The following is a 25,210-nucleotide window of genomic DNA, read 5'->3' as shown; positions in this document are numbered from 1 at the left end:
CCTGAACCGAGGACCAAGACCCCATGAAAAAGTGGCAATGTATTGTCTGTGGCCTGATCTACGACGAAGCCGAAGGCTGGCCCGACGACGGCATCGCCCCCGGCACCCGCTGGGAAGACGTGCCGCAAGACTGGCTATGCCCTGACTGCGGCGTAGGCAAGAGCGACTTCGAAATGATCGCCATCAGCTGATAGAGGAAAGCACGACATGACGTCCCCCGTGGTAATCATCGGTACCGGCCTTGCCGGCTACAACCTGGCCCGCGAGTTCCGCAAGCTCGATGGCGACACCCCGCTGCTGCTGATTACCGCCGATGACGGCCGCTCGTACTCCAAGCCGATGCTCTCCACCGGCTTTGCCAAGCAAAAGGACGCCGACGGCCTGTGCATGGCCGAACCCGGCGCCATGGCCGAGCAACTCAAGGCCGAGGTGCGCACCCACACCCGTATCAGCGGCATCGACCCGGGCCACAAGCGCCTGTGGATTGGTGAGGAAGCGGTCGAGTACCGCGACCTGGTACTGGCCTGGGGCGCACAGACCGTGCAGGTGCCTATCGAGGGTGATGGCGCCGGCCTGGTATTCCCGATCAACGACCTTGAAGACTACGCCCGCTTTCGCGCCGCCGCCGCGGGCAAGCAGCGCGTGCTGATTCTTGGCGCTGGCCTGATCGGCTGCGAATTTGCCAATGACATGCACCTGGGCGGTTTCCAGGTCGATGTGGTGGCGCCCTGCGAGCAGGTGATGCCAACCCTGCTGCACCCGGCGGCTGCCCGCGCCGTGCAGGCCGGCCTTGAAGGCCTGGGCGTGCGTTTTCACCTGGGCCCGGTGCTGGCGCGTTTGAACCGGGCAGGGGAAGGCCTTGAGGCGCACCTGTCCGATGGCCAGGTGATCGCCTGCGACCTGGTGGTATCGGCCATCGGCCTGCGCCCGCGCACCGACCTGGCGGCTGCCGCCGGCCTGCAAACCAACCGGGGCGTGGTGGTCGACCGCCAGTTGCGCACCTCGCACGGCAACATCTTCGCCCTGGGCGACTGCGCCGAGGTCGACGGCATCAACCTGCTCTACGTGATGCCGCTGATGGCCTGCGCCCGGGCCCTCGCCCAGACCCTGGCCGGCAACCCGACCGCCGTCAGCTACGGGCCAATGCCGATCACCGTGAAAACCCCAGCCTGCCCACTGGTGGTTTCGCCACCGCCCCAGGGCCGTGACGGTACGTGGCAAGTCGAAGGGCAGGGTGGTGACCTCAAGGTGCTCTGCCATGCCGCCGACGGCCAGTTGCTTGGCTACGCCCTGACCGGCAGCGCGGTGATGGAAAAACTCGCCCTGAACCGCCAGTTACCTGCCCTGATGGCCTGAATAACGGGCGTTCTGTCGGATTTATCCTGTTGTTGCCCCTACAATGGCCGCCCAGATACTGGCGCGGCCCCGGTGAGCGTGCCATTCTCAGTTCCGTCTGCCGCAGATTAGAGCCTGCGGTGCCTTGAGCGCTGCCTCAATGGCAGCACGGCATAACAACAAGAAATCCCGTCAAAGAGGCTTCACTATGCGTAAACCAGAACTCGCCGCCGTCATTGCTGAAAAGGCCGACCTGACCAAGGAAAAGGCCAACCTGGTGCTCAATGCGATTCTCGACAGCATCACCGGTGCCCTGGACAAGGACACGGTTACCCTGGTCGGCTTCGGCACCTTTGAAAAACGCCACCGTGGTGCCCGCACCGGCAAGAACCCGCAAACGGGCGAGCCCGTGAAGATCAAGGCCAGCAATACCGTTGCCTTCAAGCCCGGCAAGAACCTGCGCGACAGCGTCAACGCCCCGGCCAAGCCCGCCAAGAAAAAGTGATCGCTTGACCTCCAGTGTCAGCCAAACGGGCGCCCTGCGGCGCCCGTTATGCTTTCTGCAGGCAAAATGTTGCGATCTTGCATAAATAGTTCAGGAAAAGGATAAACTGCGCGCTTCAGTCATTTTTCATTCGAGGCGCGTTGATGAAGTTTCGCTTTCTTCTTTGGGCCATGGGGCTGTTGATGGCCAGGGCCAGCCGCAACAACCCGGCATTCCAGCAGCAGCTCAAGGACAAGGACCTGGTGTTCCAGATGCAGACCCTGGACGGCAAGGTCGCACGGCACTTCATCGTCAGCGGCGAGCGTATCAGCAGCAAGGGCGGCAGCCACCCACAGCCGGCCTTCGCGATTGCCTTCAAGGATGCAGCCTACGGCTTTGCGACGATGCAGGCGGCCAACAAGCAGTTGGCGTTCATGCAGGGGATTCAGGACAAGAGCATCCAGATCAAGGGTAACCCGGCGCTGGTGATGTGGTTCCAGGGCTTGATGAAGTACCTGAAACCCAAGAAGAAAGCCTAGCCTTCACGCGTGCAGGGAACGGTGCCTTTGTGGGAGCGGCCTTGTGTCGCGAAAGGGCCGCAGCGCGGCCCCAGGATCTTGAGTCTGCCTCACCATTGCCGGGGCTGCTGTGCAGCCCTTTCGCGACACAAGGCCGCTCCCACAAAAGGGGATAGGGTTTGTTCGATAGGAGCGCGGGGCCGCTTCCTTAGTGCGGTGCGTTTAGCTGGGTGGCCAGGTCGCGCAGCAAGGCCTCGGCTTCGAGCACCTTGTTCACCACGTCCTCGGCCTTGTCCCGAGTGATTCCCAGCCGCTCCAGCAACTCGTCCGGAATGGCTTCCTGCGGCCCGGAGCCGATGCCCTTGGAGCGCAGCAGGCGTGTGGCCAGGCACACCAGGTTGGGGAATGCCGACAGGTCGCCGTCATACGCCGGGTCATGCTGGAAGCGCAGTGCGGTGGACAGCTCCTCCGGCATGTCCCACAGCTTCATCAGCCAGGCGCCGATCTGCTCCCGGCTGATGCCCAGCAGGTGCTGCTCCACATAGGTGTGGCTCAGGTGCGGGTTGACCTCCAGGTGGCGGCAGATCAGCGAGAAGTGCGGCGGGAACACATGCGCCAGCAGCAGGTAGCCAAAGTTGTGCAACAGCCCGGCCAGGTAGGTCAGGCCGGCCTCAGGGCGCTCGGCACGCGGCATGGCGCGGGTCAGGCCTTCGATGATGGCAGCGGTGTAGATCGACTGCTGCCAGTACGGCGTGGCCTGTTGCGGGTGGTCCTTGGGCAGGCTCAGGGTCTTGCCCAAGGCCAGGCCCAGGGCCAGGTTGATCACCAGGTCGAAGCCCAGCACGCGGACGATGGCGTCTTCCACCGAGCGGATCTTGCCGGGCGAGGCGTAGTAGGGCGAGGCCGCCCAGCTGACCACCTGGGCGGCCAGGGCCGGGTCGGTTTCGACCACGCCGGTGATGTCGTCGATGCTGGCGTTAGGGTCTACCCGCAGCTTGATGATTTTCTGCGCGGTGTCGGCCAGTGGCGGGATCTCGATGGTTTCCTCAAGGCGCTTCTGGATACGCCGGGCGGTAAAGGCCTGCACCGCCTGGGTAATTTCCTTGGGGTCGTCGTCCGGCCGGTCGAGGTTGGGGCGGATATCGCGCACAGGGATGCCGAAGTTGCCGGCGCTGGCCTTGGCGAGCATGCGCTTGAAGTCGTCACGGTGAATCTTCAGCAGCAGGCCAGCCTCGCCGGACTGCACCAGCAGGTACTCGGCGTCGAGCAGCTTGCCTTCGTACAGACAGGGTGAACTGGTCAGCGCCGGAATGGCCGGCAGGGCCTTGAGCTGGTGCTTGTCGAGCATCTGCCTGAGGCGCGGCACCGGCACGGCCGTGAGCTTGCGCCCGGTCAGTTCTTCGAGGCGGGCCAGGTCCAGCAGCTTGCTCTGTGGGAACAGCACCAGCAGGGCACCGACCTCGTCATCGAGGAGAATCGCCTGTACCCGCGAGGCGGCTGGCAGCTCTGGGTGTTCCGCCACCTCTTCAAAGGCCACGTGCAGTTTTTCGAGCAACAGCCGGATGACAGACGGTGCGTGTGGGGTTGCGGTGTCAAGGGCAACTTCAGTCATGGTCTGTATCCACAAATTCTTTTGAAGGCAAAGTATAACCAGCCTGTTGGCAAAGCTGGATCCATTCTGGGACAGGTGTCACACCTGGCCATATTGCTGGCCGTGGCGCAGCCAGCGGTCGAGCAGTGGGCTGACATGTTCGGGCCAGCGGGCCAGCAGCGCCTGGGCCGCATCGCGCACGGCCGGCAGCAGGTCGGCATCGCGCATCAGGTCGGCGACCTTGAATTGCAGCAGGCCGGTCTGGCGGGTGCCGAGCATTTCGCCGGGGCCGCGCAGTTCCAGGTCTTTCTCGGCGATGATGAAGCCGTCGTTGGTTTCGCGCATGATGCCCAGGCGCTCGCGGCCGATCTGCGACAGCGGCGGGTGGTACAGCAGCACGCAATGGCTCGCCGCGCTGCCCCGGCCCACGCGGCCACGCAACTGGTGCAGCTGGGCCAGGCCCAGGCGCTCGGGGTTCTCGATAATCATCAGGCTGGCGTTGGGCACGTCCACGCCCACCTCGATGACCGTGGTGGCCACCAGCAACTGCAGGTCGCCTTGCTTGAACTCGGCCATGACCGCGGCTTTTTCCGCAGGCTTCATGCGCCCGTGAATCAGGCCCACGCGCAGCTCACCCAGGGCGCTGCCCAGCTCCTCGAAGGTGCTTTCGGCAGCCTGGCAGGTGAGTTCTTCGGATTCTTCGATCAGCGTGCACACCCAGTAGGCCTGGCGCCCCTCGGCGCAGGCGGCGCGTACCCGCTCGACCACTTCGAAACGGCGGCTGTCGGCGACCAGCACGGTGTTTACCGGGGTACGGCCGGGCGGCAGCTCGTCGAGCACAGAGGTGTCGAGGTCGGCGTAGGCGCTCATGGCCAGGGTGCGCGGAATAGGCGTGGCGGTCATGATCAGCTGGTGCGGGCACAGTTCGCCGGCCACGCCTTTCTTGCGCAAGGCCAGGCGTTGCTGCACGCCGAAACGGTGCTGCTCGTCGATGATCGCCAGGGCCAGGTGCTTGAATTGCACCTCCTCCTGGAACAAGGCGTGGGTGCCGACCACCATGGGCGCGCCACCGGCGATTTGTTCCAGGGCGCTGGCGCGGGCCTTGCCCTTGAGCTTGCCGGCCAGCCAGGCGACTTCGATGCCCAGTGGCTCCAGCCAGCGCTTGAAGGTGATGTAGTGCTGTTCGGCCAGGATTTCAGTGGGCGCCATCAGCGCCACCTGGTAGCCGGCTTCCAGGGCCTGCAGCGCTGCCAGGGCGGCGACCACGGTCTTGCCGGCGCCGACATCGCCCTGCACCAGGCGCAGCATCGGTTCGTGCTGGCTCAGGTCGTAGGCGATTTCGCTGGCCACCCGCTGCTGCGCGCCGGTGGGCTTGAAGCCCAGGTTGGCCAGGTATTGGGTTTGCAGGCGCTGGGCCTTGGGCAGCACGGGCGCGCGCAGGCTGCGCAAGCTTTCGCGCAGGCGTTGCTGGGACAGCTGATGGGTCAGCAGCTCCTCGAAGGCCAGGCGGTGCTGGGCCCAGTGCTGGCCTTCTGCGAGTTCGTCGAGGTCGGCGTCGGCTGGCGGGTTGTGCAGGTAGCGAATGGCATCGTCCAGCGGCGCCAAATGATAGTCGCGGGCCAGCTCGTCGGGCAGCCAATCAGGCAGGCTGCGTGGGCCGAGCATGCCCAGGCTCTGCTGGCACAGCAGGCGCAGGCGCTGTTGGGTGAGGCCTTCGGTGGACGGGTAGATCGGCGTCAGGGTCTGCTCCACCGGGGGGGGCGGCTCGTCGCCGTTCAGCGCGCGGTATTCGGGGTGGTAGATCTCCAGGCCCGAAGCGCCAGGGCGGGCTTCGCCGTAGCAACGCAGGTGCGTGCCGCGTTTCAGGCCTTCCTTTTGCGCGTTGCTGAAATGGTAGAAGCGCAGGCTCAGCACGCCGGTGCCGTCACCCAGGCGCACCACGAGGCTGCGGCGCTTGCCCATGGTCACGTCGGCGCCGCTGACCACCCCTTCGATCACCGCGTCCTGCCCGGGGCGCAGTTGGCCGATGGGCACTACCCGGGTGCGGTCCTGATAGCGCAGGGGCAGGTGGAACAGCACATCCTGCAGGTTCTCCAGGCCCACCTTGGCGAGCTTTTCCGCCATGGCATCGCCTACGCCCTTGAGCGCGGTGACCGAGACCTTCGACAGCTCAGCCATGGATCAGGCCGGTTGTTCCACGGGCGGCTTGGCTACCGAGCAGAGGCGGATCGAGTCGGCAAGGATCTCGATTGCCTTTGGCCGCGGGAAGCTGGCACGCCAGGCGATGGCAACGGTGCGAAACGGCGCCGGAGGAGTAAGCGGACGCACTTCGATGACCCCCGGTGCGTAATGGTGGCTGTGTACCGCCGACAGCGGCAGGATCGACACGCCAAGGCCCGATGCGACCATGTGGCGGATGGTTTCCAGCGAGCTGGACTCGACCGTGGTGTGCTTGGAGCCTTCGCCACCCTTGTTCAGCGTTGGGCAGGCTTCCAGCACCTGGTCGCGGAAGCAGTGGCCCTCGCCCAGCAGCAGCAGGCTCTTGTCGTTCAGCATGGCGGTGTCGATGGTTTTCTTCGCCGTCCACGGGTGGTCGGCGGGCATCAGCGCGCAGAAGGGCTCGTCGTACAGCGGCAGGGTCAGCACGTCGGCCTCGTTGAACGGCAGGGCGATGATCACCGCGTCCAGTTCGCCGTTACGCAGTTTTTCGCGCAGCACGTGGGTGAAGTTTTCTTCGATATACAGCGGCATCTGCGGGGCGACCCGGTGCAGCTGGGGAATCAGGTGTGGGAACAGGTAGGGGCCGACGGTATAGATGGCACCGACCTTGAGCGGGGCGGTGAGCTGGTTCTTGCCAGCCTGGGCCAGTTCGCGGATGCCCTGGGCCTGCTCCAGCACCTTTTGCGCCTGGGCGACGATGCTCTCGCCGACCGGGGTCAGGCGCACCGCGCTTTTGCTGCGCTCGAAAATCAGTACGCCAAGCTCGTCCTCAAGCTTCTTCACACCGACCGACAGGGTCGGCTGGCTGACGTGGCAGCGCTCGGCCGCATGGCCGAAGTGCTGCTCCTGGGCGAGTGTGACGATGTAGCGTAGTTCGGTGAGGGTCATAACGTGCGTCCATGAAGTTGCGGGCCCAGCATAGCGGCTGCAATCGATAGACGCACGTTATCAGACTTGCCGATTTGTGACAGAAACAAAAGTCTCAGCGACGGTCCAGGGAGTAGACGAACGGCGCTACCACTTCGATCGTGCCATTGGTCAACAACTCGGCAGGCGGTTTCGGTACGGTGCCGGCCCGGCGGATCATCTCCAGGGTGGCACGGTCCAGGGCCGCGCTACCAGAGCCGCCCGCCATGGCGTACGACACCACCTTGCCTTCGGCGTCGACCACGAAACGCAGGCGGTTGATGCCCTGCAGGCCGCGACGGCGCGCGTCTTCCGGGTAACGCTTGTACTTGGCCAGGTGGCGCAGCAGGTCGCTCTGCCAGGTTGGCAGCGCCTGGCTGTTGGACGCGATGCTTGGCGTCGGTGCCGCTGACTTCTGTGGTGGCGTGTTGCTCGGTGGCGTGTCGACGACCTGTTCCTTGGCCGGTGGCTCGTCCTTCGGCGGCTCAGGCTTCTTCTCAGGCTTGGGTGGCTGAGGTTTGGGCTTGGGCTTTGGCTTGGCGATGGCGATTTTCGGTTTCGGCGCCTCGGCCAGCTTTGGCAGCGGCGGTTCTTCGACCACGGCCGGCGGCTGTGGGGCGGCCTTCGGTGGAGGCGGTGGCGCGGGCTCCGGCAGCGGTGCCAGCTCGACCATCATGGCTGCCGGGGGCAGCTCGATGGCCTGGGGCACCGACCAGTTGAGCGTCAGCAGCACGGCGACCACGTGCACGCCCAGCACGATCGCCAGGCTGCCACCGTAGCGCGCCATGTTTGAGCGCGTTTTCGTCATTTCTTGGCTGCCGTCTCGAGACCTACCAGACCGACCTTGAGGTAGCCGGCCGCGCGCATGGTGTTCATCACTTCCATCAGGTCACCGTAATCCACGCCCTTGTCGGCCTGGAAGAAGATGGTGGTTTCCTTGTCACCCTTGGTCTTGGCGTCGAGCATCGGGCCAAGCTGGTCGGGTGCGGCTACCTGATCGTCGCCGACGTACAGCTTCTGGTCGGCCTTGACGCTGACGAACACCGGTTTCTCGGGCCTCGGCGCCGGCTTGGCGGTCGAGGCCGGCAGGTCGACCTTGATGTCGACCGTGGCCAGGGGGGCTGCGACCATGAAGATGATCAGCAGCACCAGCATTACGTCGATGAACGGCGTAACGTTGATTTCGTGGTTCTCGGCGAGGTCATCGCCACCTTCGTTGAGATGCAGGCCCATGGCTTACCCCACTTTCACCATGTGCGGGGCAGCGCGCTCGCCGCCTTGGTGGTCCAGGTCACGGCTGACCAGCAGCAGTACCTGGGCGGAGGCGTCGGACACCTGTGCCTTGTAGCCGGCGATGGAGCGGGCGAAGACGTTGTAGATGACCACGGCCGGAATCGCTGCGACCAGGCCCAGGGCGGTGGCCAGCAGGGCTTCGGCGATGCCTGGGGCAACCACGGCCAGGTTGGTGGTCTGGGTCTTGGCGATGCCGATGAAGCTGTTCATGATGCCCCACACGGTGCCGAACAGGCCGACGAACGGTGCGGTGGAACCGATGGTGGCCAGCACGCCGGTGCCGTTGCTCATGGTGCGGCCGCTGGCGGCTACCAGGCGCTCCAGGCGGAAGCTCACGCGCTCCTTGATGCCTTCTTTCTCGCGGGCATTGGCCGACAGGCGCATCTCTTCGAGGGCATCATGGACCAGGGTGTGGGCCAGGGTGCCTTCCTTGTTGGAGACTTCGCTGGCTTCCTTGAGGCTCACCGATTTCTTCAGTGCGGCGATTTCGCCACGCAGGCGACGCTTGGCGCCCAGCAGCTCGAAGCCCTTGGCGATCCAGATGGTCCAGGTGATGATCGAGGCGATGGCCAGGCCGATCATCACGATTTTCACGACGATGTCGGCATTCTTGTACATGCCCCATGGGGACAGGTCGTGGGCCATGCCCAGCGAGGTGTCTTCAACCAGTTCCTGAATGGCCGGGTCGGCTGCGGCAGGTGCATCCACCGGGGTGGCGGCCTGGCCTTCGGCAGCGGGTGCCGGAGTGGCCGGGGCCGTTGCGGCAGCCGGGGTGGCGGCGGCATTGGCATTAGGCTCATCGGCCATGGCCACTGGGGCCAGCACCAGGCTGAACATCAGCGCGGCGATGGCGCGCCAGGCGCGCGACGGGTTTGGCGAAGCGGAAGGTTGAGTACGTGTCATGCTGGCCGGACCTGATGAAGAAAAAAGTGAGCGTTCTCCAAGGCCTCGAGATCGGCCGAGAACAGATAGGGGTGCCATTATTGCAAGTAATTCTTGTTAACAAAAGTAATCTTGTTGCTTTTTTCGGTTTAGGTGTAGCCGCCTATCGTGTAGTCCGGCTAGCCTGATCCTTTGGTCTAGGGAGTTTTGTGATGTCAGACCTTTCCGCAATGATCGTAGGGTGTGGTGATGTAGGCGGCCGTTTGGCCCAGCAATTGATGGCTAAAGGATGGCAAATTAGTGGCCTGCGTCGTACGGTGACCGCACTGCCCGAGGGTGTTGTGCGCGTCGCGGCCGACCTGGCCGACCCGGCCATGCCACAGGCGTGGCCGCAGCGCTCACCGGACTATTTGGTGTACTGCGTTGCCGCCAGCCAGCACGATGAAGGCGGTTACCAGGCGGCCTATGTAGACGGTTTGCGCCATGTGCTGGAGTGGTTGGCCGAGCGTGGCCAGCGCCCGCGCCGCCTGTTGTTCGTTTCCAGCAGCAGCGTGTTCGCGCAAAAGGATGGGGAGTGGATCGATGAAACCGCTGCCACCGCGCCGGAGGGCTATTCCGGCCGGGTCATGCTCGAAGCCGAAGGCCTGGCCCTGGCCAGTGGCCTGCCGGCGAGCGTGATCCGCCTGACCGGTATCTACGGGCCTGGCCGCGAGTGGCTGCTGGGCCAGGTGCGCCAGGGCTATCGGGTTGCCGAGGCGCCACCGCTGTACGGCAACCGTATCCACGCCGAAGATGCCGCCAGCCTGATCGCGTTCCTGCTGCAAGCCGATGCCGAGGGTGTGGCGCTGGAGGACTGCTACATCGGTGTCGACGACGACCCGGCGCCATTGGCGGATGTGGTGGCCTGGCTGCGGGCGTACATGGGGGTCACCGAGTGGTCCGATGAACAGCGCGTGCGCCGCACCGGCAGCAAGCGCTGCAGCAATGCCCGGGCCAAGGCGCTTGGCTGGGCGCCGGTGTATCCGAGCTACAAGGAAGGCTATGCGGCCATCCTGAAGGGAGCGCGCTGACCTGGTAGGAGCGAGCGTAGCTCGCGATGGGGCGCGCAGCGGCCCCATGGCCTCAGCTTCGCTGCACATGATGCCGGGGCTGCTTTGCAGCCCATCGCGAGCTGTGCTCGCTCCTACCGGGTCCACCGTCAACGGGTGAAAACGGGGACTTCTTCAGTCCTTCTCCAGCACCCACTGCTGGGCACCGGCAACCAGTTGCGGAATCTCGTCCGGCTGGGCGGTATTCACGGCCTGGAAGATGGTCAGCTTGTCGCCATCGCGCTTGAAGATGAACGGCGCGCCGCGCTGGTTGCGCTCCAGCCACAGGCTGTCGTTACTGCCGCCCATGCTGGCGCAGTCGCCGGCCAGGCACAGGGCGTAGCGGTCCGGGCCGGGCAGGCCGGTGATGCCGCCGTTGTCGGCAAAGCGCACCACGCCGCCTTTGCCCTGGCCTTCGAGGATCTTCCAGTCGCCGCCCAGGTAGGCCTGGTACAGCGCTTTTTCGAAGCTGCCGCCCAGTGGCGTGTTGCCCGGCTGCTTGGCGCGCACGAAGGTCTGCTTGGCACCTTGCTGGTCGGTGGCTTCAAGCTCATCGCCATCGAGCGCCAGTTGTTCAGTCTGGCCGCCTGGGAAGCTGGCCTGCCATTGCTTGTCGTTGGCGCTGAGCTGGCCGTCGGCCGCTTCGAAGCCATTGCTGTAGCTGGCCTGCTGGCTGCCCACATCGAGCTTCCACTCGAAAACCGGGCCATGATCGTTCAGGGCCTGGCGCAGGCTGTCGCCTTTGACCGCGGCCTTGATTGCGTCCTGGTTGATCCAGGTGCCGTTGAAATCTTCGGGTTTGTGGCTGGCGCAGCCGCTCAGAAGCAGGGCTGCCAGCGCGAGGGGCAGTGCTTGACGCATACGGGTAAACCTTGCAGAGGAGGGTGACGGGCAGGGCGCCCGTCACCAAGGGCATCACTCGATGACCAGGATGGCGTCCATTTCGACCTGGGCGCCTTTTGGCAGCGCAGCAACGCCGATGGCGGCGCGGGCTGGGTAAGGCTGTTCGAAGTAGCGGCCCATCACTTCGTTGACCTTGGCGAAGTGGCTCAGGTCGGTGAGGAAGATGTTCAGCTTGACGATGTCCTTGAACGAACCGCCAGCGGCTTCAGCCACGGCCTTGAGGTTTTCGAACACCTGCACGGTCTGGGCCTCGAAGCCTTCGACCAGTTCCATGGTCTTTGGGTCCAGTGGAATCTGGCCCGACATGTACACGGTGTTGCCGGCCTTGATCGCCTGAGAGTAGGTGCCGATAGCGGCAGGGGCCTTGTCGCTGTTGATGACGGTCTTGCTCATGATGACTCCTTGCGGTTGGCGGACTACGTACGCATGCGGGTGATGCGAACCACACCGGTCAGGGTACGCAGCTTCTTGATCACACGCGCCAGGTGCACGCGGTCGTGCACGCTGACCACCAGTTGGACCACGCTGATACGGCCGTCGCGTTCGTCCATGCTGATCTTCTCGATGTTGCCGTCGGCAGCGTTGACGCTGCTGGCCAGCAGGGCGATCAGGCCACGCTGGTGTTCCAGTTCCACGCGCAACTCTACATTGAACTCGCCGGCGATGTCCTTGGCCCAGGAGAGCTGTACGCACTTCTCCGGGTTATGCCGGATTTCACTGATGTTGCGGCAGTTTTCCAGGTGCACGACCATGCCCTTGCCGGCCGACAGGTGGCCGACGATCGGGTCACCTGGAATCGGCGTGCAGCATTTGGCGTAGCTCAGCACCAGGCCTTCGGTGCCGCGGATCGCCAGCGGGCCTTCCGGCGCCGGCAGCTGTTCGCCTTCGGCAGACAGCAAGCGGCGGGCGACCACGTAGGCCATGCGGTTACCCAGGCCGATGTCTTCGAGCAAGTCCTCGATCAGCTCCAGGCGGTACTCGGCCAGAATGCCCTGGATACGCTCCTGGGGGATTTTCTCCAGGCTGCTGTCGAACCCGGTGAGCACCTTGTTCAGCAGGCGCTCGCCGAGGCTGATCGACTCGGAGCGGCGCTGCTGCTTGAGGGCATGGCGGATGTGTGTGCGGGCCTTGCCGGTCACCACGAAATTGAGCCAGGCCGGGTTCGGCCGGGCGCCTGGCGCGCTGACGATTTCCACGGTCGAGCCACTTTGCAGCGGCTCGGAAAGCGGCGCCAGGCGGCGGTTGATGCGGCAGGCAATGCAGCTGTTGCCAACGTCGGTGTGCACCGCGTAGGCGAAGTCGACGGCGGTGGAGCCTTTGGGCAGCTCCATGATCCGGCCCTTGGGCGTGAACACGTAGACCTCGTCCGGGAACAGGTCGATTTTCACGCTTTCGATGAATTCCAGCGAGTTGCCGGCCCGCTGCTGAAGCTCAAGGATGCCCTTGACCCACTGCCGTGCACGGGCGTGGCTGCCCTTGGGCTGCTCGTCCTCGTTGGACTTGTACAGCCAGTGCGCGGCGATGCCGTTGTTGGCCATCTCTTCCATCTCGCGGGTGCGGATCTGGATTTCGATGGGCACGCCGTGCATGCCGAACAGCGTGGTGTGCAACGACTGGTAGCCGTTGGCCTTGGGGATCGCGATGTAGTCCTTGAAGCGCCCGGGCAGTGGCTTGTACAGGTTGTGCACGGCGCCCAGCACGCGGTAGCAGGTGTCGACCTTGTCGACGATGATGCGAAACGCATACACGTCCATGATCTCGTTGAAGGCGCGGCGTTTGCCGCGCATCTTCTTGTAGATGCCATAGAGGTGTTTCTGCCGGCCGCTGACCTCGCCCTCGATGCCGTCGGCGGCCAGGCAGTTGGCCAGCGAGTGTTCGATCTTGGCGACGATTTCCTTGCGGTTGCCACGTGCGCTTTTCACCGCCCGGTGAATCAGCGACGAGCGCATGGGGTGCATGGCCTTGAAGCCGAGGTCCTCGAATTCCACGCGCACGGTGTGCATCCCCAGGCGGTTGGCGATGGGGGCGTAGATTTCGAGGGTTTCCTTGGCGATGCGCCGGCGCTTTTCGCCAGACAGCACTTCCAGGGTGCGCATGTTGTGCAGGCGGTCGGCCAGCTTGACCAGGATCACGCGGATGTCGCGGGCCATGGCCATGGCCATCTTCTGGAAGTTTTCGGCCTGCGCCTCGGCCTTGGTTTCGAAGTTCATCTGGGTCAGCTTGCTGACCCCATCGACCAGCTCGGCCACGGTCTCGCCAAATTGCTGGCTGAGGGCTTCCTTGGCGATGCCGGTGTCTTCGATCACGTCGTGCAGCATGGCCGCCATCAGGCTCTGATGGTCCATGTGCATGTCGGCGAGGATGCTGGCCACGGCCAGCGGGTGAGTCACGTAGGGCTCGCCGCTGCGGCGGCGCTGCCCATCGTGTGCCTGTTCGGCGTAGAAATAGGCGCGGCGAACCAGGTTGACCTGTTCGGGCCCCAGGTAGGTCGACAGCCGTTCGGCTAAGGCTTCTATGCCCGGCATGGTTTCACCTCTTGCCGAGGAAGAGGGCCTTGTGCCGCGCGACGTCGACAGGGCATCGATCAGACAGCCTCGTTGGACTCGTCCTCGAACGCGGCGAAGACCGGATCCTCGGTGACGATCTCTTCGGCGGCGATGAACTCAGGGGTGACGATACCTTCGGCGATTTCGCGCAGGGCGACCACGGTCGGTTTGTCGTTTTCCCACGCTACGCGCGGCTCTTTGCCGCCGGTAGCCAGCTGACGGGCGCGCTTGGTCGAGAGCATGACCAGCTCAAAACGGTTATCCACGTGTTCCAGGCAGTCTTCAACAGTTACGCGGGCCATGGTCTTCCTCAGTAGCAAATGCGGTAGGCGTGCAGCCCAATATTGGGCAGGCGGACTCGATAGTTTAAAAAATCACCAGCCAATAGGGAAGCGCTGTTTTGTCGGGTGGTCGCCTTCGAGCCTTGTGTCTGCCTCTTCGCGGGCAAGCCTGCTCCCACAGGTACGAAGTATTTCTCACCGGCGCCGCTCACCCTGTGGGAGCGGGCTTGCCCGCGAAAGGGCCGGAACAGACACCCCCGCTGCATGATCCCGACGATAACCTCAGAGCATTGCATCCCGCAACCGCGGCGTAAGTTCCTCGAACAAGGTCTGCACCGAACGCAATGCCCGGCAATCGGGCCGGGTCAGCAGCCACAGCTGAGTATCGCAGCCCGGCAGCGGCCCGCTCAGGGCATCCACGCCGGGCAATGCATCGACCATGTAGTCCGGCAACGCCGCCACCCCCAGCCCGGTGCTCACCAGCTGGGCGATGGTCGACATGCTGCTGCACTGGTAGCGTGGGCTCAGCCCGGGGTACTGCTGGTTGCGCCAGACCACCGTGGGGTGGTCCTGCATCGAATCGTCCGGGGCGATCCACGGCACGCTGCCGGCCGCGGCATCCAGGCGCTCGCGCCACTGTGGCTGGCCGCAGATCACATAGGAGGTGGAACCCAGGCAGCGGCCCACCAGGTGCTCCGGTGGCGTGTTGGTCAGGCGCAGGGCGATGTCGGCATCGCGCCGGCTGAGGTTGGCGAAGGTATTGGAGGTGCCCATCTCCAGCGACAGTGCCGGGTAGTTGGGCATGAACGCCGCCAGCGCCGGCAGCAGCAGGCTGTGCATCACCGCCTCGGTGCAGGTCAGGCGCACGGTGCCGCTGACCACCGTTTCGCCACTGGTCATGGCGATGCGCGCCGCTTCCAGTGCTTGTTCGGCGCGCTCGGCCTGCTCGGCCAGGGCCTGGGCGGTGTCGGTTGGCAGGTAGCCCTTGCGGCTTTTGACGAACAGCGCGGTGCCAAGCGCCGATTCGAGCCGGCGAATCGAACGGAACACGGTCGAAACGTCGACCTTGAGCAGTTCGGCGGCCTTGGCCAATGAGCGACCGCGCTCCAGTGCCAGCACCAGGGAGAGGTCGGCGTGGGTAATCTGATATTGCATTGGTGCACGCTCTGCTTGCCGAATTGCCAATGTCTGTTGCGTCAGGGCCATTTTATAGTGAAACGGCCCCCGGGAATCAATGCGCCCGGTCGGGTAACCAATCCCCACGATGGGAAAGTGAAAAGAACAACAGCTGCAACCATCGTCGCCCGTGAGGCGCCAGCCGTATCCCCCCACATCGCCGCAGCAAATCATAGGATGTAAGCCATGACGTCGGTCACCCCGTGCGCCAGTACTTCCAGCGAGATGAATGACTTCCTTCAGGCCCATCCGGACACGCAGTACGTCGACCTGCTGATTTCCGACATGAACGGCGTGGTACGCGGCAAGCGCATCGAGCGGGCCAGCCTGCACAAGGTGTACGAGAAGGGTATCAACCTGCCGGCGTCACTGTTCGCCCTGGACATCAACGGTTCCACCGTGGAAAGCACAGGCTTGGGCCTGGACATCGGCGACGCCGACCGTATCTGCTACCCGATCGCTGGCACCTTGTGCGACGAGCCGTGGCAAAAGCGCCCGACCGCGCAACTGCTGATGACCATGCACGAGCTCGACGGCCAGCCGTTCTTCGCCGACCCACGCGAAGTGCTGCGCCAGGTGGTGAGCAAGTTCGACGCCCTGGGCCTGGATATCTGCGCCGCGTTCGAGCTTGAGTTCTACCTGATCGACCAGGACAACCTCAACGGCCGCCCGCAGCCGCCGCGCTCGCCGATTTCGGGCAAGCGCCCGCAGTCGACCCAGGTGTACCTGATCGACGACCTCGACGAATATGCCGACTGCCTGCAGGACATGCTCGAAGCGGCCAAGGAACAAGGCCTGCCGGCCGATGCCATCGTCAAGGAAAGCGCCCCGGCGCAGTTCGAAGTGAACCTGCACCATGTGGCCGACCCGCTGAAGGCCTGCGACTACGCGATCCTGCTCAAGCGGTTGATCAAGAACGTCGCCTACGACCATGAAATGGACACCACGTTCATGGCCAAGCCCTACCCGGGCCAGGCCGGCAACGGCCTGCACGTGCACATTTCGTTGCTGGACAAGAAAACCGGCAAGAACATCTTCGCCCACGACGAGCCGCTGCAAAGCGATGCCCTGCGCCACGCCATCGGTGGCGTGCTGGAAACCATGCCGGCGTCGATGGCCTTCCTCTGCCCGAACATCAACTCCTACCGCCGCTTCGGCGCGCAATTCTACGTGCCGAACGCGCCGAGCTGGGGCCTGGACAACCGTACCGTGGCCGTGCGCGTGCCCACCGACAGCAGCGACAACGTGCGCATCGAGCACCGCGTGGCCGGTGCCGACGCCAACCCGTACCTGATGCTGGCGGCGATCCTGGCCGGCATTCACCACGGCCTGACCCACAAGCTCGAACCCGGTGCGCCGATCGAAGGCAACTCCTACGAACAACTGGAGCAAAGCCTGCCGAACAACCTGCGCGATGCCCTGCGCGCGCTGGATGACAGCGAAGTCCTCAACCAATACATCAGCCCGGACTACATCGATATCTTCGTGGCCTGCAAGGAAAGCGAGCTGGCCGAGTTCGAAGTGTCGATTTCCGACCTTGAGTACAACTGGTACCTGCACACGGTGTAAGCCCATGAGCGCAACTGCGGTCCCCTTGATCGGTGTCAGCGCCTGCCGCCAGCAGGTGGGGAAGAACTCGTCGCACACGGTGGGCGACAAGTATGTGGAGGCCGCCGGCTTCGCCGGGTTGCCGTTGATCCTGCCGGCCCGTGACGGTGGCAGCGACCCGCAGGCGCTGCTGGCCCATCTCGACGGCATTGTTTTTACCGGCTCGCCTTCAAATGTCGAGCCGCATCATTACAATGGCGCCGCCAGCGCCGAAGGCACCCGCCATGACCTGGCGCGTGACCGCCTGACCCTGCCCTTGCTGCAGGCGGCCATCGCTGCCGGCGTGCCGGTGTTGTGCATTTGCCGGGGCTTCCAGGAACTGAACGTGGCCCTGGGCGGCAGCCTGCACCAGCGGGTGCAGGAGCTGCCCGGCTACCTGGACCACCGCGAGCCGGAGGATGCCCCCCTGGAGGTGCAGTATGGCCCGCGCCATGCAGTGAGCGTTGCCCCTGGCGGGCTGTTCGAGCGCCTGGGCCTGCCTGCGCAGTTTCAGGTCAACTCGCTGCACAGCCAGGGCATCGACCGCCTGGCCCCGGGCCTGCGGGCCGAGGCACGGGCCCCGGATGGCCTGATCGAAGCGGTGTCGATGCCGGATGCGCCGGGCTTTGTGCTTGGCGTGCAGTGGCACCCGGAATGGCGTTTCGCCGAAAACCCGGTCTCGCGGAGCCTCTTCCAGGCGTTTCGCGAGGCCTGCATTGCCCATGCTGCACGGGAGGCCTGACCGCAAGTCAGGCAAAAGTCCGGGATGACGCACCCCCGGCAGCGCGCTTTCAATGAGTGGAAGCAGGTCTTGGGAACAGGGCCTGTGAAAACAATTCCAATAGTTACGGCATAAACTCATGAGCAATTACACAGAAGCCGGCCGCCCACCCGATGTGGCCGACTCGGGCAGCACCCAGCGCAGCAAAGGCCTGGCCAAGGGCCGGCTTGGCCTGCTGGCCAGCGTGGTGCTGGGCATTTCCACCATCGCCCCGGTCTATACCCTGACCGGCGCCCTTGGCCCGACCGTGCGTGAGGTTGGCGCCCACCTTCCCGCCGTGTTCATCGTCGGCTTCCTGCCAATGCTGCTGGTTGCCCTGGGCTACCGTGAGCTGAACTCCGCCGAGCCGGACAGCGGCACCTCGTTTACCTGGTCGGCCCGCGCATTCGGCCCGATGATCGGCTGGATCGGCGGTTGGGGGCTGGTGGTCGCCACCACCATCGTGCTGTCCAACCTGGCCGGTGTGGCTGTCGACTTCTTCTACCTGTTCCTCAGCCAGATCACCGGCCAGCATGCGCTGGCGGCCCTGGCCGACAACCTGTTGGTGAACATCACCACCTGTTGCGTGTTCATCGCCCTGGCGGTGTGGATCTGCTGCCGGGGCATGGCCACCACCATGACCGTGCAGTACGGCCTGGTGGCGCTGCAGTTGATGGTGCTGCTGGGCTTTGCCTTCGCCGCCTTCGGCGGCACCACCGCGCCACCGCCGCTGGAATTCGATTTTGCCTGGTTCAACCCGTTTGGGGTCGAGTCGTTCTCGGCCTTTGCCGCTGGCCTTTCGCTGTCGATCTTCATCTTCTGGGGGTGGGACGTGTGCCTGACCGTCAGCGAGGAGTCGATTGGCAGCGATGAGGTGCCGGGCAAGGCGGCCACCTGGACGGTGTTGCTGATTCTTGGCCTGTACCTGGTCACCGCCATCGCCACCCTGCAGTTCGCCGGCATCAGTGAGCACGGCCTTGGCCTGAACAACCCGCGCATCCAGGAAAACGTGTTCGCCCACCTGGCGGGGCCGGTGATGGGGCCGCTGGCGATCCTGATGTCGATTGCGGTGCTGGCCAGCACCGCTGCGTCGCTGCAGTCGACCTTCGTGTCGCCGGCGCGCACGCTGCTGGCCATGGGGTATTACGGGGCGGTGCCGCAGAAGTTCGCCAGCGTTTGCCCGCGTTCGCAAACACCGCGCTACGCGACCATTTGCGCTGGCGTGGCGGCAGGGGTGTTCTACGTGACCATGCGGACCCTGAGCGAGAACGTGCTGGCTGACACCATCACCGCCTTGGGCATGATGATCTGCTTCTACTATTCGCTGACGGCGTTCGCGTGTGTTTGGTACTTCCGAGGCAGCCTGTTCGGCAGCCTGCGCCACTTCTTCATGCGTGGCCTGTGCCCGCTGGTGGGTGGGGTGATCCTGTCGGTGATCTTCGTGCGCACGGCCATCGACAGCGCTTCGCCAGACTTTGGCAGCGGCTCGCATGTGGCGGGGTTGGGGTTGGTGTTCGTGATTGCGGCGATCATTTCGGCACTGGGGATCGTGCTGATGATGATTTCGCGGATGCGCGCGCCGGCTTACTTCCTGGGGGCCACTTTGCGCCAGCAGGCTAGCTTGCCGTTGCAGGACTGATGCAAGGGGCTGCCTTGCAGCCCATCGCGACCTTTGGTCGCTCCTACCAGGGACCGCATCCCCGTAGGAGCGACCGAAGGTCGCGATAGGGCCCTATCAGGCCAGCAACTCTTTCAGCAGCCCACTGTAACGCTGCTGCTGCTTGCCCAGCAGTAACCGGTTGGCCACGAACACCGCCTTCAATTCCTCCAGCGCCACGGCGAAGTCGTCATTGATGATGACGTACTCATACTCGTTGTAGTGCTCCATCTCGCTGACCGCTTCCTGCATGCGCCCGGCAATGATCTCCTCGCTGTCCTGGCCACGGCCGTCCAGGCGCTCGCGCAGGGCCTGCTGGCTTGGCGGCAGGATGAACACCGAGCGCGCCTCGGGCATCAGCTTGCGTACCTGCTGGGCGCCCTGCCAGTCGATTTCCAGAATCAGGTCGTTGCCCTGGTCGAGCACTTCCTGCAAGGCGCTGCGCGAGGTGCCGTAGAAGTTGCCGAACACTTCGGCATGTTCAAGGAAATCACCTTTGCCGATCAGCGCCTTGAAGTCGTCATGGCTGACGAAGTGGTAGTTCACGCCGTGCTGCTCGCCCGGGCGCATGGCGCGGGTGGTGTGCGAGACCGAGACGCTGACGCGCGGGTCGGCCTTGATCAGGGCGGTGACCAGGCTGGTCTTGCCGGCACCCGAAGGTGCCGAAACGATATAGAGGGTGCCGCTGCTGTGGTTCATGGTCGGGTTGGCCTTACTCGATGTTCTGTACTTGTTCACGCATCTGTTCGATCAGCACCTTCAGGTTGACCGCCGCTTGCGTACTGCGTGGGTCGAAGGCCTTGGAGCCCAGGGTGTTGGCTTCGCGGTTCAGTTCCTGCATCAGGAAATCCAGGCGCCGGCCTGCAGCACCGCCAGACTTGAGCACCCGGCGCACCTCGGTGACGTGGGTGCTGAGGCGGTCGAGCTCTTCGGCAACGTCGCTTTTCTGCGCCAGCAGCACCATTTCCTGCTCCAGGCGCTGCGGGTCGAGCTCGGCCTTCAAGTCGCCGAAGCGGTCGAGGATCTTCTGCCGTTGGCCGGCGAGCATCTGCGGCACCAGGGCGCGCAAGGTGGTGACCTCGCTGGCCATGCTGTCCAGCCGCTCGTTGATCAGCCGCGCCAGTTCCTGGCCTTCGCGCAGGCGCCCGGCCTTGAGTTCGGCCAGGGCTTCGTCGAACAGTGCCACGGCTTCGGCATTCAGGGCTTGCGGGTCGCTGGCATCGGCCACCAGCACGCCCGGCCAGGACAGCACTTCCAGCGGGTTGAGCGCAGCCGGCTGCTTGATCAGCCCGGCCACCTCTTCGGCGGCGGCAACCAACTGCGTGGCGCGCTCGCGGTCAACCTTCAGCGGCTTGCCGCTGCTGTCTTCGTGCAGACGCAAGGTGCATTCGACCTTGCCCCGCGACAACCCCTGGCGCAGGCCCTCGCGCACCGCGCCTTCGAGGTCGCGCAGGGCGTCGGGCAGGCGCAGGTGCGGCTCCAGGTAGCGGTGGTTGACCGAGCGCAGCTCCCAGACCAGGGTGCCTTGACTGCCGGCGCGCTCGACACGAGCAAAAGCGGTCATGCTGTGCACCATGGGGAGTACCTCGCGTAAATGAGTTGAGGCGCGGGATTGTAGCGCAGTGCGCCCGTGGCGCCCATGTTACAGAGCGGGCATTCACCCAGGGGAAAAGGCGACAGGCTGCCGGGGGCGCGACGATAGGCGTGTTCTCGCCGGGCGACGGGCCCTATAATGGCGGTCAGATTCAAAGTCCCAGTACAGGTATCCCAGATGAAACGTCCAAGTGGTCGCGCCGCCGATCAGCTCCGCTCGATCCGCATCACCCGCAACTACACCAAGCACGCCGAAGGGTCGGTACTGGTCGAGTTCGGTGACACCAAGGTCATCTGCACGGTCAGTGTCGAAAATGGCGTGCCACGGTTCCTCAAAGGCCAGGGCCAAGGCTGGCTGACCGCCGAATACGGCATGCTGCCGCGCTCCACTGGTGAGCGTAACCAGCGCGAAGCCAGCCGTGGCAAGCAGGGTGGCCGCACCCTGGAAATCCAGCGCCTGATCGGCCGCTCGCTGCGCGCCGCGCTGGACATGAGCAAGCTGGGCGACATCACCCTGTACGTCGACTGCGACGTGATCCAGGCCGATGGCGGCACCCGCACCGCGTCCATCACCGGTGCCATGGTTGCCCTGTGCGACGCCCTGGCAGTGATCAAGAAGCGCGGTGGCTTGAAGGCCGGCAACCCGCTCAAGCACATGATTGCCGCAGTGTCGGTAGGCATGTACCAGGGCGAAGCGGTGCTCGACCTGGACTACCTGGAAGACTCGGCTGCCGAAACCGACCTGAACGTGGTGATGACCAGCGCCGGTGGTTTCATCGAGGTGCAGGGCACCGCCGAAGGCGCGCCATTCCAGCCTGAAGACTTCAATGCCATGCTGGCGCTGGCGCAGAAAGGCATGGGCGAGATCTTCGAGCTGCAGAACGCCGCCCTGGCTGACTGAGTGATTGCACACGGTTTCATCGCGAGCTGCGCTCGCTCCTACATGGCATGGCCTGCGTAGGAGCGAGCACAGCTCGCGATGGGCCGCAAAGCGGCCCCACCGTACTTAGATGGTCAACGTCCAGTCGTAGTCGACAATCAACGGCGCATGCTGGGAGAAGCGCGGCTGACGCGGCAGCCGAGCGTTGCGCACGAAGCGGCGCAGGCCCGGGGTGAGGATCTGGTAGTCGAACCGGTAGCCCAGGTTGAGCATCTCGGCCTGTTCGTTGTCCGGCCACCAGCTGTACTGGTCGCCTTCACGGCTGACTTCGCGCAAGGCATCGACATAGCCCATGTCGCCGGTGATCGCATCCATCCAGGCGCGCTCAGGCGGCAGGAAGCCCGGCGACTGCTGGCTGTCACGCCAGTTCTTGATGTCGAGCTTCTGCTGCGCCACGTAGAACGAGCCGCAATAGATGTACTCGCGGCGCTTGCGGCGCTGCTTGTCCAAATACTTGGCGAAGTCGTCCATCAACTTGAATTTCTGGTTCAAGTCTTCGTCACCGTTCATGCCCGAAGGCAGCAACAGGCTGGCAATACTCACTTTGTCGAAATCTGCTTGCAGATAACGCCCGTAGCGGTCGGCTGTCTCGAAGCCCAGGCCGGTGATGACTGCCTTGGGCTGCATGCGCGAGTAAAGTGCTACGCCACCTTGGGCGGGCACCTCTGCGTCGCAGGCATAAAGGAAATAGCCATCGAGCTGGAAAGCTGGGTCGTCGAGTTCAAAGGCCGAGGCGCGGGTATCCTGAAGGCAGATGACGTCGGCATTCTGGGCTTGCAGCCAGCTGAGCAAACCACGCTCGGCCGCAGCCTGAATGCCATTCACGTTCACACTGATGATCCGCATAAATGGCCCCAAAAATCTCGTGCGTGTATGATACCCGAGCTCAACCCATTTAGCTAAATCCGTGGTGTCCGGGACCTTACATGCAGCCGTATCAGCGCGACTTCATCCGTTTTGCCATCGATCGCGGCGTGCTGCGCTTCGGTGAATTCACCCTGAAATCGGGGCGTACCAGCCCGTATTTCTTCAATGCCGGCCTGTTCAACACCGGTTCCGCCCTGGCCCAGCTGGGCCGCTGCTACGCCGCAGCCATCGTCGACAGCAAGATCCCGTTCGACGTGCTGTTCGGCCCGGCCTACAAGGGCATCCCCCTGGCGGCGGCCACGGCCGTGGCCCTGGCCGAGCAGCACCAGCTCGACGTGCCTTGGTGCTTCAACCGCAAGGAAGCCAAGGACCACGGCGAAGGCGGCAGCCTGGTAGGCGCGCCGCTGGCAGGTGACGTGCTGATCATCGACGACGTGATCACCGCCGGCACTGCCATCCGTGAGGTCATGCAGATCATCAATGCCCAGCAGGCCAAGGCCGCAGGCGTGCTGATCGCGCTGAACCGCGAAGAGCGCGGCAACGGCGAGTTGTCGGCCATCCAGGAAGTGGAGCGTGACTTCGGTATTCCGGTGGTCAGCATCGTTTCGCTGACCCAGGTACTGGAGTTCCTGGCGGACGACCCGCAGCTCAAGCAGCACTTGCCGGCTGTTGAGGCCTACCGGGCGCAGTACGGTATCTGATCCTGGCCTGGTAATGAAAAAGGCGACCTTCCTGGAAGGTCGCCTTTTTTTGTGTCGCCTGGTCCGGCCTCTTCGCTTGCAGGAGCGGGCTTGCCCCGCGAAGAGGCCGGTGCGGGTGAACTCAATCGGTGCCGTACTTAGGCGACCGCGGCCCATACAGAATGCCGCCATTGGCATACGGCGTCAGCAGCCGGGCACTGGTCATGCCGGCAATCGGGTAACCGGCATCGTCCTGCACACTGCTGATGATCTGGTTCACCGCCGCGGTAATCAGCATGCCGACGATGCCGCCCTGGTTCTGCTGGTTCTCCTGGCTGGAGGCCGTGGCAGTGCCGGTCCACAGGGTGGTGCCGGTCTTCAGGTCGACCAGCTTGGCGCTGGCGGTGACGATGGTGGCGCTGCTCAGCACCATGTAGCGGGTGCCGTAGTCCGACACGGTCACGTACAGGCCGGCATCAGCGCCGAAGATATCGTGCAGCTTGGTGGTTGGCAGCTGGTGGATGTCGGCCGGGGTGGTCATGCCGTTCTGGCGGAAGGTTTCGTCCACCAGCGCCACCGGCATCACGTAGTAGCCGGCTTCGGCCAACGGGTAAGTGACCTGCGAGAGCATGCTGTAGGTCGCCTTGACGTCAGGCGATTCGTTCAGCGGCGGCAGGATCAGGATCGACTTTGGCCGGCTCTGCTTGTAAGCCGAGTAGTCGATGCTCTTGCGCTCGGCGCAGCCGGCGAACAGGGCCAGCACGCAGGCGCCGACGATCAGTTGGGTCAGGCGCTTGATCATTTCACGGCTCCCTTGCTGGCGTTGCTGATCAGGAAGTCCATGTAGGCGGCCGATTCCGGGAACAGGGCCTTCTCGGTGCGGAACTGCTGGATCATCTGGTCATCCTTGCCCAGGCTGGAGTACAGCAGGCCGAGCTGCGCGTGGTAGCCCGGGGGCACGGCGCCGTTCTTGGCCTTGATCTTCTCCAGGTCGCGCTCAAGGGCGGTGGCCTGTTCTTCCTTCGAGTCGCCCTTGAGGTAGCCGTACACCTGGGGTTGGTAGCTTTCCCACTGGTACAGGGTCTTCGGGCCGCTGCAGCCGGCCAGCAGCAGGCCGCCCAGCACCAGGCCCGCGCAGCTGCGCAGGGCCGGGAGAGTGATAGTCATTGATGTGTCCTTCCTGGAATGAATCGGTTACTGAGCCTTGCCGTTGAGCGTCGAGTCATAGCTGGCGGTGCCGCCGAAACCGATGATTTCGCGGTTGGACAGGGCATACTCACCCGCGCCCTGGCTCGAATACACCACTTCCGAGGTGCTGATGTTGACGATGTTCAGCGCCACCTTGGCGTAGGCGATCTGGGTTTTGCCGCGGCCGAGAATGCCGAACAGCTGGTGATCGCCCACTTCCTTGCGGCCAAACTCGGTCACATCGCCCGTCACCACGAAATCGGCGCCCTTGAGGCGCTGGGCCTGGCCCTTGATCGCCGCTTCCTGCTGGATCTCGCTCATGTTGTCGCGGTCGAGCACGTTGAAGCGGTTGGTTTGCTGCAGGTGGGTGATGAGGATGGTCTTGGCCTGGCCGCCAAGGCGGTCGACGCCATCGGAGAAGATGCCGCGCATGTAGCTGGAGCGGTTGTCGAACTTGCCCACGGCAATCGGTGCACGCACGCCGCTGTAAGGGCGGCTGACGCTTTCGACCTGTTGCACGGCGATGGCGGTGGAGGTTTCAGTGGCACAGCCAGCGATGGACCCGACAGCCAGGGCGGCTGCCAGCACGAGTCCTTGTGATGCGTATTTCACGCGTTTTCTCCAAAAGACAGAACAAAATTCAACGAGCCAGTATTTTGCCATGTCTTTTGCAGAAAAATCATCGCCGGCAAGCCGGCGATGGGGGAGGGTGTAG

At 64.2% G+C, this 25,210-nt stretch carries 26 protein-coding genes and 1 pseudogene; 10 read left to right on the top strand and 17 right to left on the bottom strand.

Annotated elements, in window-relative coordinates; genetic code table 11:
* Positions 1-23: 23 nt before the first annotated feature.
* The 4 genes from F3J44_RS16295 to F3J44_RS16280 all read left to right on the top strand — a co-directional run bounded on the left by F3J44_RS16295 (position 24) and on the right by F3J44_RS16280 (position 2,358).
* On the top strand, positions 24-191 hold the full coding sequence (locus F3J44_RS16295) for a rubredoxin (protein ID WP_167274072.1): 168 nt from the start codon (positions 24-26) through the stop codon (positions 189-191).
* 16 nt (positions 192-207) lie between these two features.
* The gene (locus F3J44_RS16290; RefSeq protein WP_167274069.1) at positions 208-1,356 is read left to right on the top strand and encodes an NAD(P)/FAD-dependent oxidoreductase; all 1,149 of its coding nucleotides are present in this window, start codon (positions 208-210) and stop codon (positions 1,354-1,356) included.
* Positions 1,357-1,543: 187 nt separating this feature from the next.
* Entirely contained in the window at positions 1,544-1,840 is a 297-nt protein-coding gene (locus tag F3J44_RS16285) for an HU family DNA-binding protein (RefSeq protein WP_152957349.1), read from the top strand.
* A 143-nt stretch (positions 1,841-1,983) separates the two neighbouring features.
* Complete coding sequence (locus F3J44_RS16280) at positions 1,984-2,358, top strand: helicase (RefSeq protein WP_167274068.1); 375 nt, start codon at positions 1,984-1,986, stop codon at positions 2,356-2,358.
* 187 nt (positions 2,359-2,545) lie between these two features.
* On the opposite strand, the gene F3J44_RS16275 is transcribed toward F3J44_RS16280, so the two are convergent.
* From F3J44_RS16275 to exbB, 6 genes are all read right to left on the bottom strand, one after another.
* Entirely contained in the window at positions 2,546-3,949 is a 1,404-nt protein-coding gene (locus F3J44_RS16275) for an aminoacyl-tRNA deacylase and HDOD domain-containing protein (protein WP_167274065.1), read from the bottom strand.
* Between the two features lie 78 nt (positions 3,950-4,027).
* Complete coding sequence (gene recG, locus F3J44_RS16270) at positions 4,028-6,106, bottom strand: ATP-dependent DNA helicase RecG (protein ID WP_167274063.1); 2,079 nt, start codon at positions 6,104-6,106, stop codon at positions 4,028-4,030.
* A gap of 3 nt (positions 6,107-6,109) precedes the next feature.
* Positions 6,110-7,036, bottom strand: coding sequence for a hydrogen peroxide-inducible genes activator (locus tag F3J44_RS16265; protein WP_054884745.1), 927 nt, complete (start codon positions 7,034-7,036; stop codon positions 6,110-6,112).
* A 94-nt stretch (positions 7,037-7,130) separates the two neighbouring features.
* Positions 7,131-7,841, bottom strand: coding sequence for an energy transducer TonB (locus F3J44_RS16260; protein ID WP_205299934.1), 711 nt, complete (start codon positions 7,839-7,841; stop codon positions 7,131-7,133).
* A 17-nt stretch (positions 7,842-7,858) separates the two neighbouring features.
* Positions 7,859-8,287, bottom strand: a complete 429-nt coding sequence (gene exbD, locus F3J44_RS16255; RefSeq protein WP_167066201.1) for a TonB system transport protein ExbD — start codon at positions 8,285-8,287, stop codon at positions 7,859-7,861.
* A 3-nt stretch (positions 8,288-8,290) separates the two neighbouring features.
* Complete coding sequence (gene exbB, locus F3J44_RS16250) at positions 8,291-9,250, bottom strand: tonB-system energizer ExbB (protein ID WP_167274057.1); 960 nt, start codon at positions 9,248-9,250, stop codon at positions 8,291-8,293.
* A gap of 191 nt (positions 9,251-9,441) precedes the next feature.
* Between exbB and F3J44_RS16245 the strand changes: the two genes are divergently transcribed.
* Positions 9,442-10,299: an NAD-dependent epimerase/dehydratase family protein gene (locus F3J44_RS16245; RefSeq protein WP_167274054.1), complete on the top strand. Its 858-nt coding sequence runs from the start codon at positions 9,442-9,444 to the stop codon at positions 10,297-10,299.
* Positions 10,300-10,452: 153 nt separating this feature from the next.
* On the opposite strand, the gene F3J44_RS16240 is transcribed toward F3J44_RS16245, so the two are convergent.
* The 5 genes from F3J44_RS16240 to F3J44_RS16220 form a co-directional block, all read right to left on the bottom strand.
* Entirely contained in the window at positions 10,453-11,178 is a 726-nt protein-coding gene (locus F3J44_RS16240; protein ID WP_167066191.1) for a hypothetical protein, read from the bottom strand.
* Between the two features lie 54 nt (positions 11,179-11,232).
* Positions 11,233-11,613, bottom strand: coding sequence for a RidA family protein (locus F3J44_RS16235; RefSeq protein WP_009684531.1), 381 nt, complete (start codon positions 11,611-11,613; stop codon positions 11,233-11,235).
* Between the two features lie 23 nt (positions 11,614-11,636).
* Positions 11,637-13,745 carry a bifunctional GTP diphosphokinase/guanosine-3',5'-bis pyrophosphate 3'-pyrophosphohydrolase gene (gene spoT / locus F3J44_RS16230; RefSeq protein WP_167066188.1) on the bottom strand — a complete coding sequence of 703 codons (2,109 nt, stop codon included), beginning with the start codon at positions 13,743-13,745 and terminating at the stop codon, positions 11,637-11,639.
* A gap of 59 nt (positions 13,746-13,804) precedes the next feature.
* Complete coding sequence (gene rpoZ, locus F3J44_RS16225) at positions 13,805-14,068, bottom strand: DNA-directed RNA polymerase subunit omega (RefSeq protein ID WP_016394025.1); 264 nt, start codon at positions 14,066-14,068, stop codon at positions 13,805-13,807.
* 261 nt (positions 14,069-14,329) lie between these two features.
* Positions 14,330-15,202 (bottom strand): LysR family transcriptional regulator, encoded by an 873-nt coding sequence (locus tag F3J44_RS16220; RefSeq protein WP_167274051.1) that lies wholly within the window; start codon positions 15,200-15,202, stop codon positions 14,330-14,332.
* A 207-nt stretch (positions 15,203-15,409) separates the two neighbouring features.
* On the opposite strand from F3J44_RS16220, the gene F3J44_RS16215 reads away from it, so the two are divergent.
* From F3J44_RS16215 to F3J44_RS16205, 3 genes are all read left to right on the top strand, one after another.
* On the top strand, positions 15,410-16,792 hold the full coding sequence (locus F3J44_RS16215) for a glutamine synthetase family protein (protein WP_167066181.1): 1,383 nt from the start codon (positions 15,410-15,412) through the stop codon (positions 16,790-16,792).
* A gap of 4 nt (positions 16,793-16,796) precedes the next feature.
* Positions 16,797-17,552 (top strand): gamma-glutamyl-gamma-aminobutyrate hydrolase family protein, encoded by a 756-nt coding sequence (locus F3J44_RS16210; protein WP_167274048.1) that lies wholly within the window; start codon positions 16,797-16,799, stop codon positions 17,550-17,552.
* A gap of 118 nt (positions 17,553-17,670) precedes the next feature.
* Positions 17,671-19,209 (top strand): APC family permease, encoded by a 1,539-nt coding sequence (locus F3J44_RS16205; RefSeq protein WP_167066175.1) that lies wholly within the window; start codon positions 17,671-17,673, stop codon positions 19,207-19,209.
* Between the two features lie 96 nt (positions 19,210-19,305).
* Here F3J44_RS16205 and gmk read toward each other — a convergent pair whose 3' ends face one another.
* Together gmk and F3J44_RS16195 are read right to left on the bottom strand one after the other, a co-directional pair.
* Positions 19,306-19,926, bottom strand: coding sequence for a guanylate kinase (gmk, locus tag F3J44_RS16200; protein ID WP_167274046.1), 621 nt, complete (start codon positions 19,924-19,926; stop codon positions 19,306-19,308).
* 13 nt (positions 19,927-19,939) lie between these two features.
* Entirely contained in the window at positions 19,940-20,791 is an 852-nt protein-coding gene (locus tag F3J44_RS16195) for a YicC/YloC family endoribonuclease (protein ID WP_205299933.1), read from the bottom strand.
* Positions 20,792-20,998: 207 nt separating this feature from the next.
* Between F3J44_RS16195 and rph the strand changes: the two genes are divergently transcribed.
* Positions 20,999-21,721 (top strand): ribonuclease PH, encoded by a 723-nt coding sequence (gene rph, locus F3J44_RS16190; RefSeq protein ID WP_167066166.1) that lies wholly within the window; start codon positions 20,999-21,001, stop codon positions 21,719-21,721.
* Between the two features lie 105 nt (positions 21,722-21,826).
* On the opposite strand, the gene F3J44_RS16185 is transcribed toward rph, so the two are convergent.
* Complete coding sequence (locus F3J44_RS16185; RefSeq protein ID WP_008091582.1) at positions 21,827-22,606, bottom strand: exodeoxyribonuclease III; 780 nt, start codon at positions 22,604-22,606, stop codon at positions 21,827-21,829.
* A gap of 80 nt (positions 22,607-22,686) precedes the next feature.
* Here F3J44_RS16185 and pyrE point away from each other — a divergent pair, with 80 nt between their 5' ends.
* A complete protein-coding gene (pyrE, locus tag F3J44_RS16180) occupies positions 22,687-23,328 on the top strand; it encodes an orotate phosphoribosyltransferase (RefSeq protein ID WP_011536401.1) in 642 nt (213 codons plus the stop codon).
* Between the two features lie 121 nt (positions 23,329-23,449).
* Here pyrE and F3J44_RS16175 read toward each other — a convergent pair whose 3' ends face one another.
* The 3 genes and pseudogenes from F3J44_RS16175 to F3J44_RS16165 all read right to left on the bottom strand — a co-directional run.
* Positions 23,450-24,109 carry a DUF799 domain-containing protein gene (locus F3J44_RS16175; RefSeq protein ID WP_167066163.1) on the bottom strand — a complete coding sequence of 220 codons (660 nt, stop codon included), beginning with the start codon at positions 24,107-24,109 and terminating at the stop codon, positions 23,450-23,452.
* A complete protein-coding gene (locus F3J44_RS16170) occupies positions 24,106-24,474 on the bottom strand; it encodes a DUF4810 domain-containing protein (RefSeq protein ID WP_167066160.1) in 369 nt (122 codons plus the stop codon). The genes F3J44_RS16175 and F3J44_RS16170 overlap by 4 nt, the downstream gene beginning before the upstream one ends.
* Before the next feature lie 36 nt (positions 24,475-24,510).
* A pseudogene (locus F3J44_RS16165) lies at positions 24,511-25,107 on the bottom strand (CsgG/HfaB family protein); the annotation flags it as partial.
* Positions 25,108-25,210: the final 103 nt, after the last annotated feature.

Origin of the sequence: Pantoea sp. Tr-811 (assembly GCF_011752535.1) — a bacterium.
In the GTDB taxonomy this organism is placed as follows: Bacteria; Pseudomonadota; Gammaproteobacteria; order Pseudomonadales; family Pseudomonadaceae; genus Aquipseudomonas.
The sequence above is the reverse complement of the archived record's forward strand: the minus strand, read 5'-3'. Positions and strand labels throughout refer to the sequence as shown.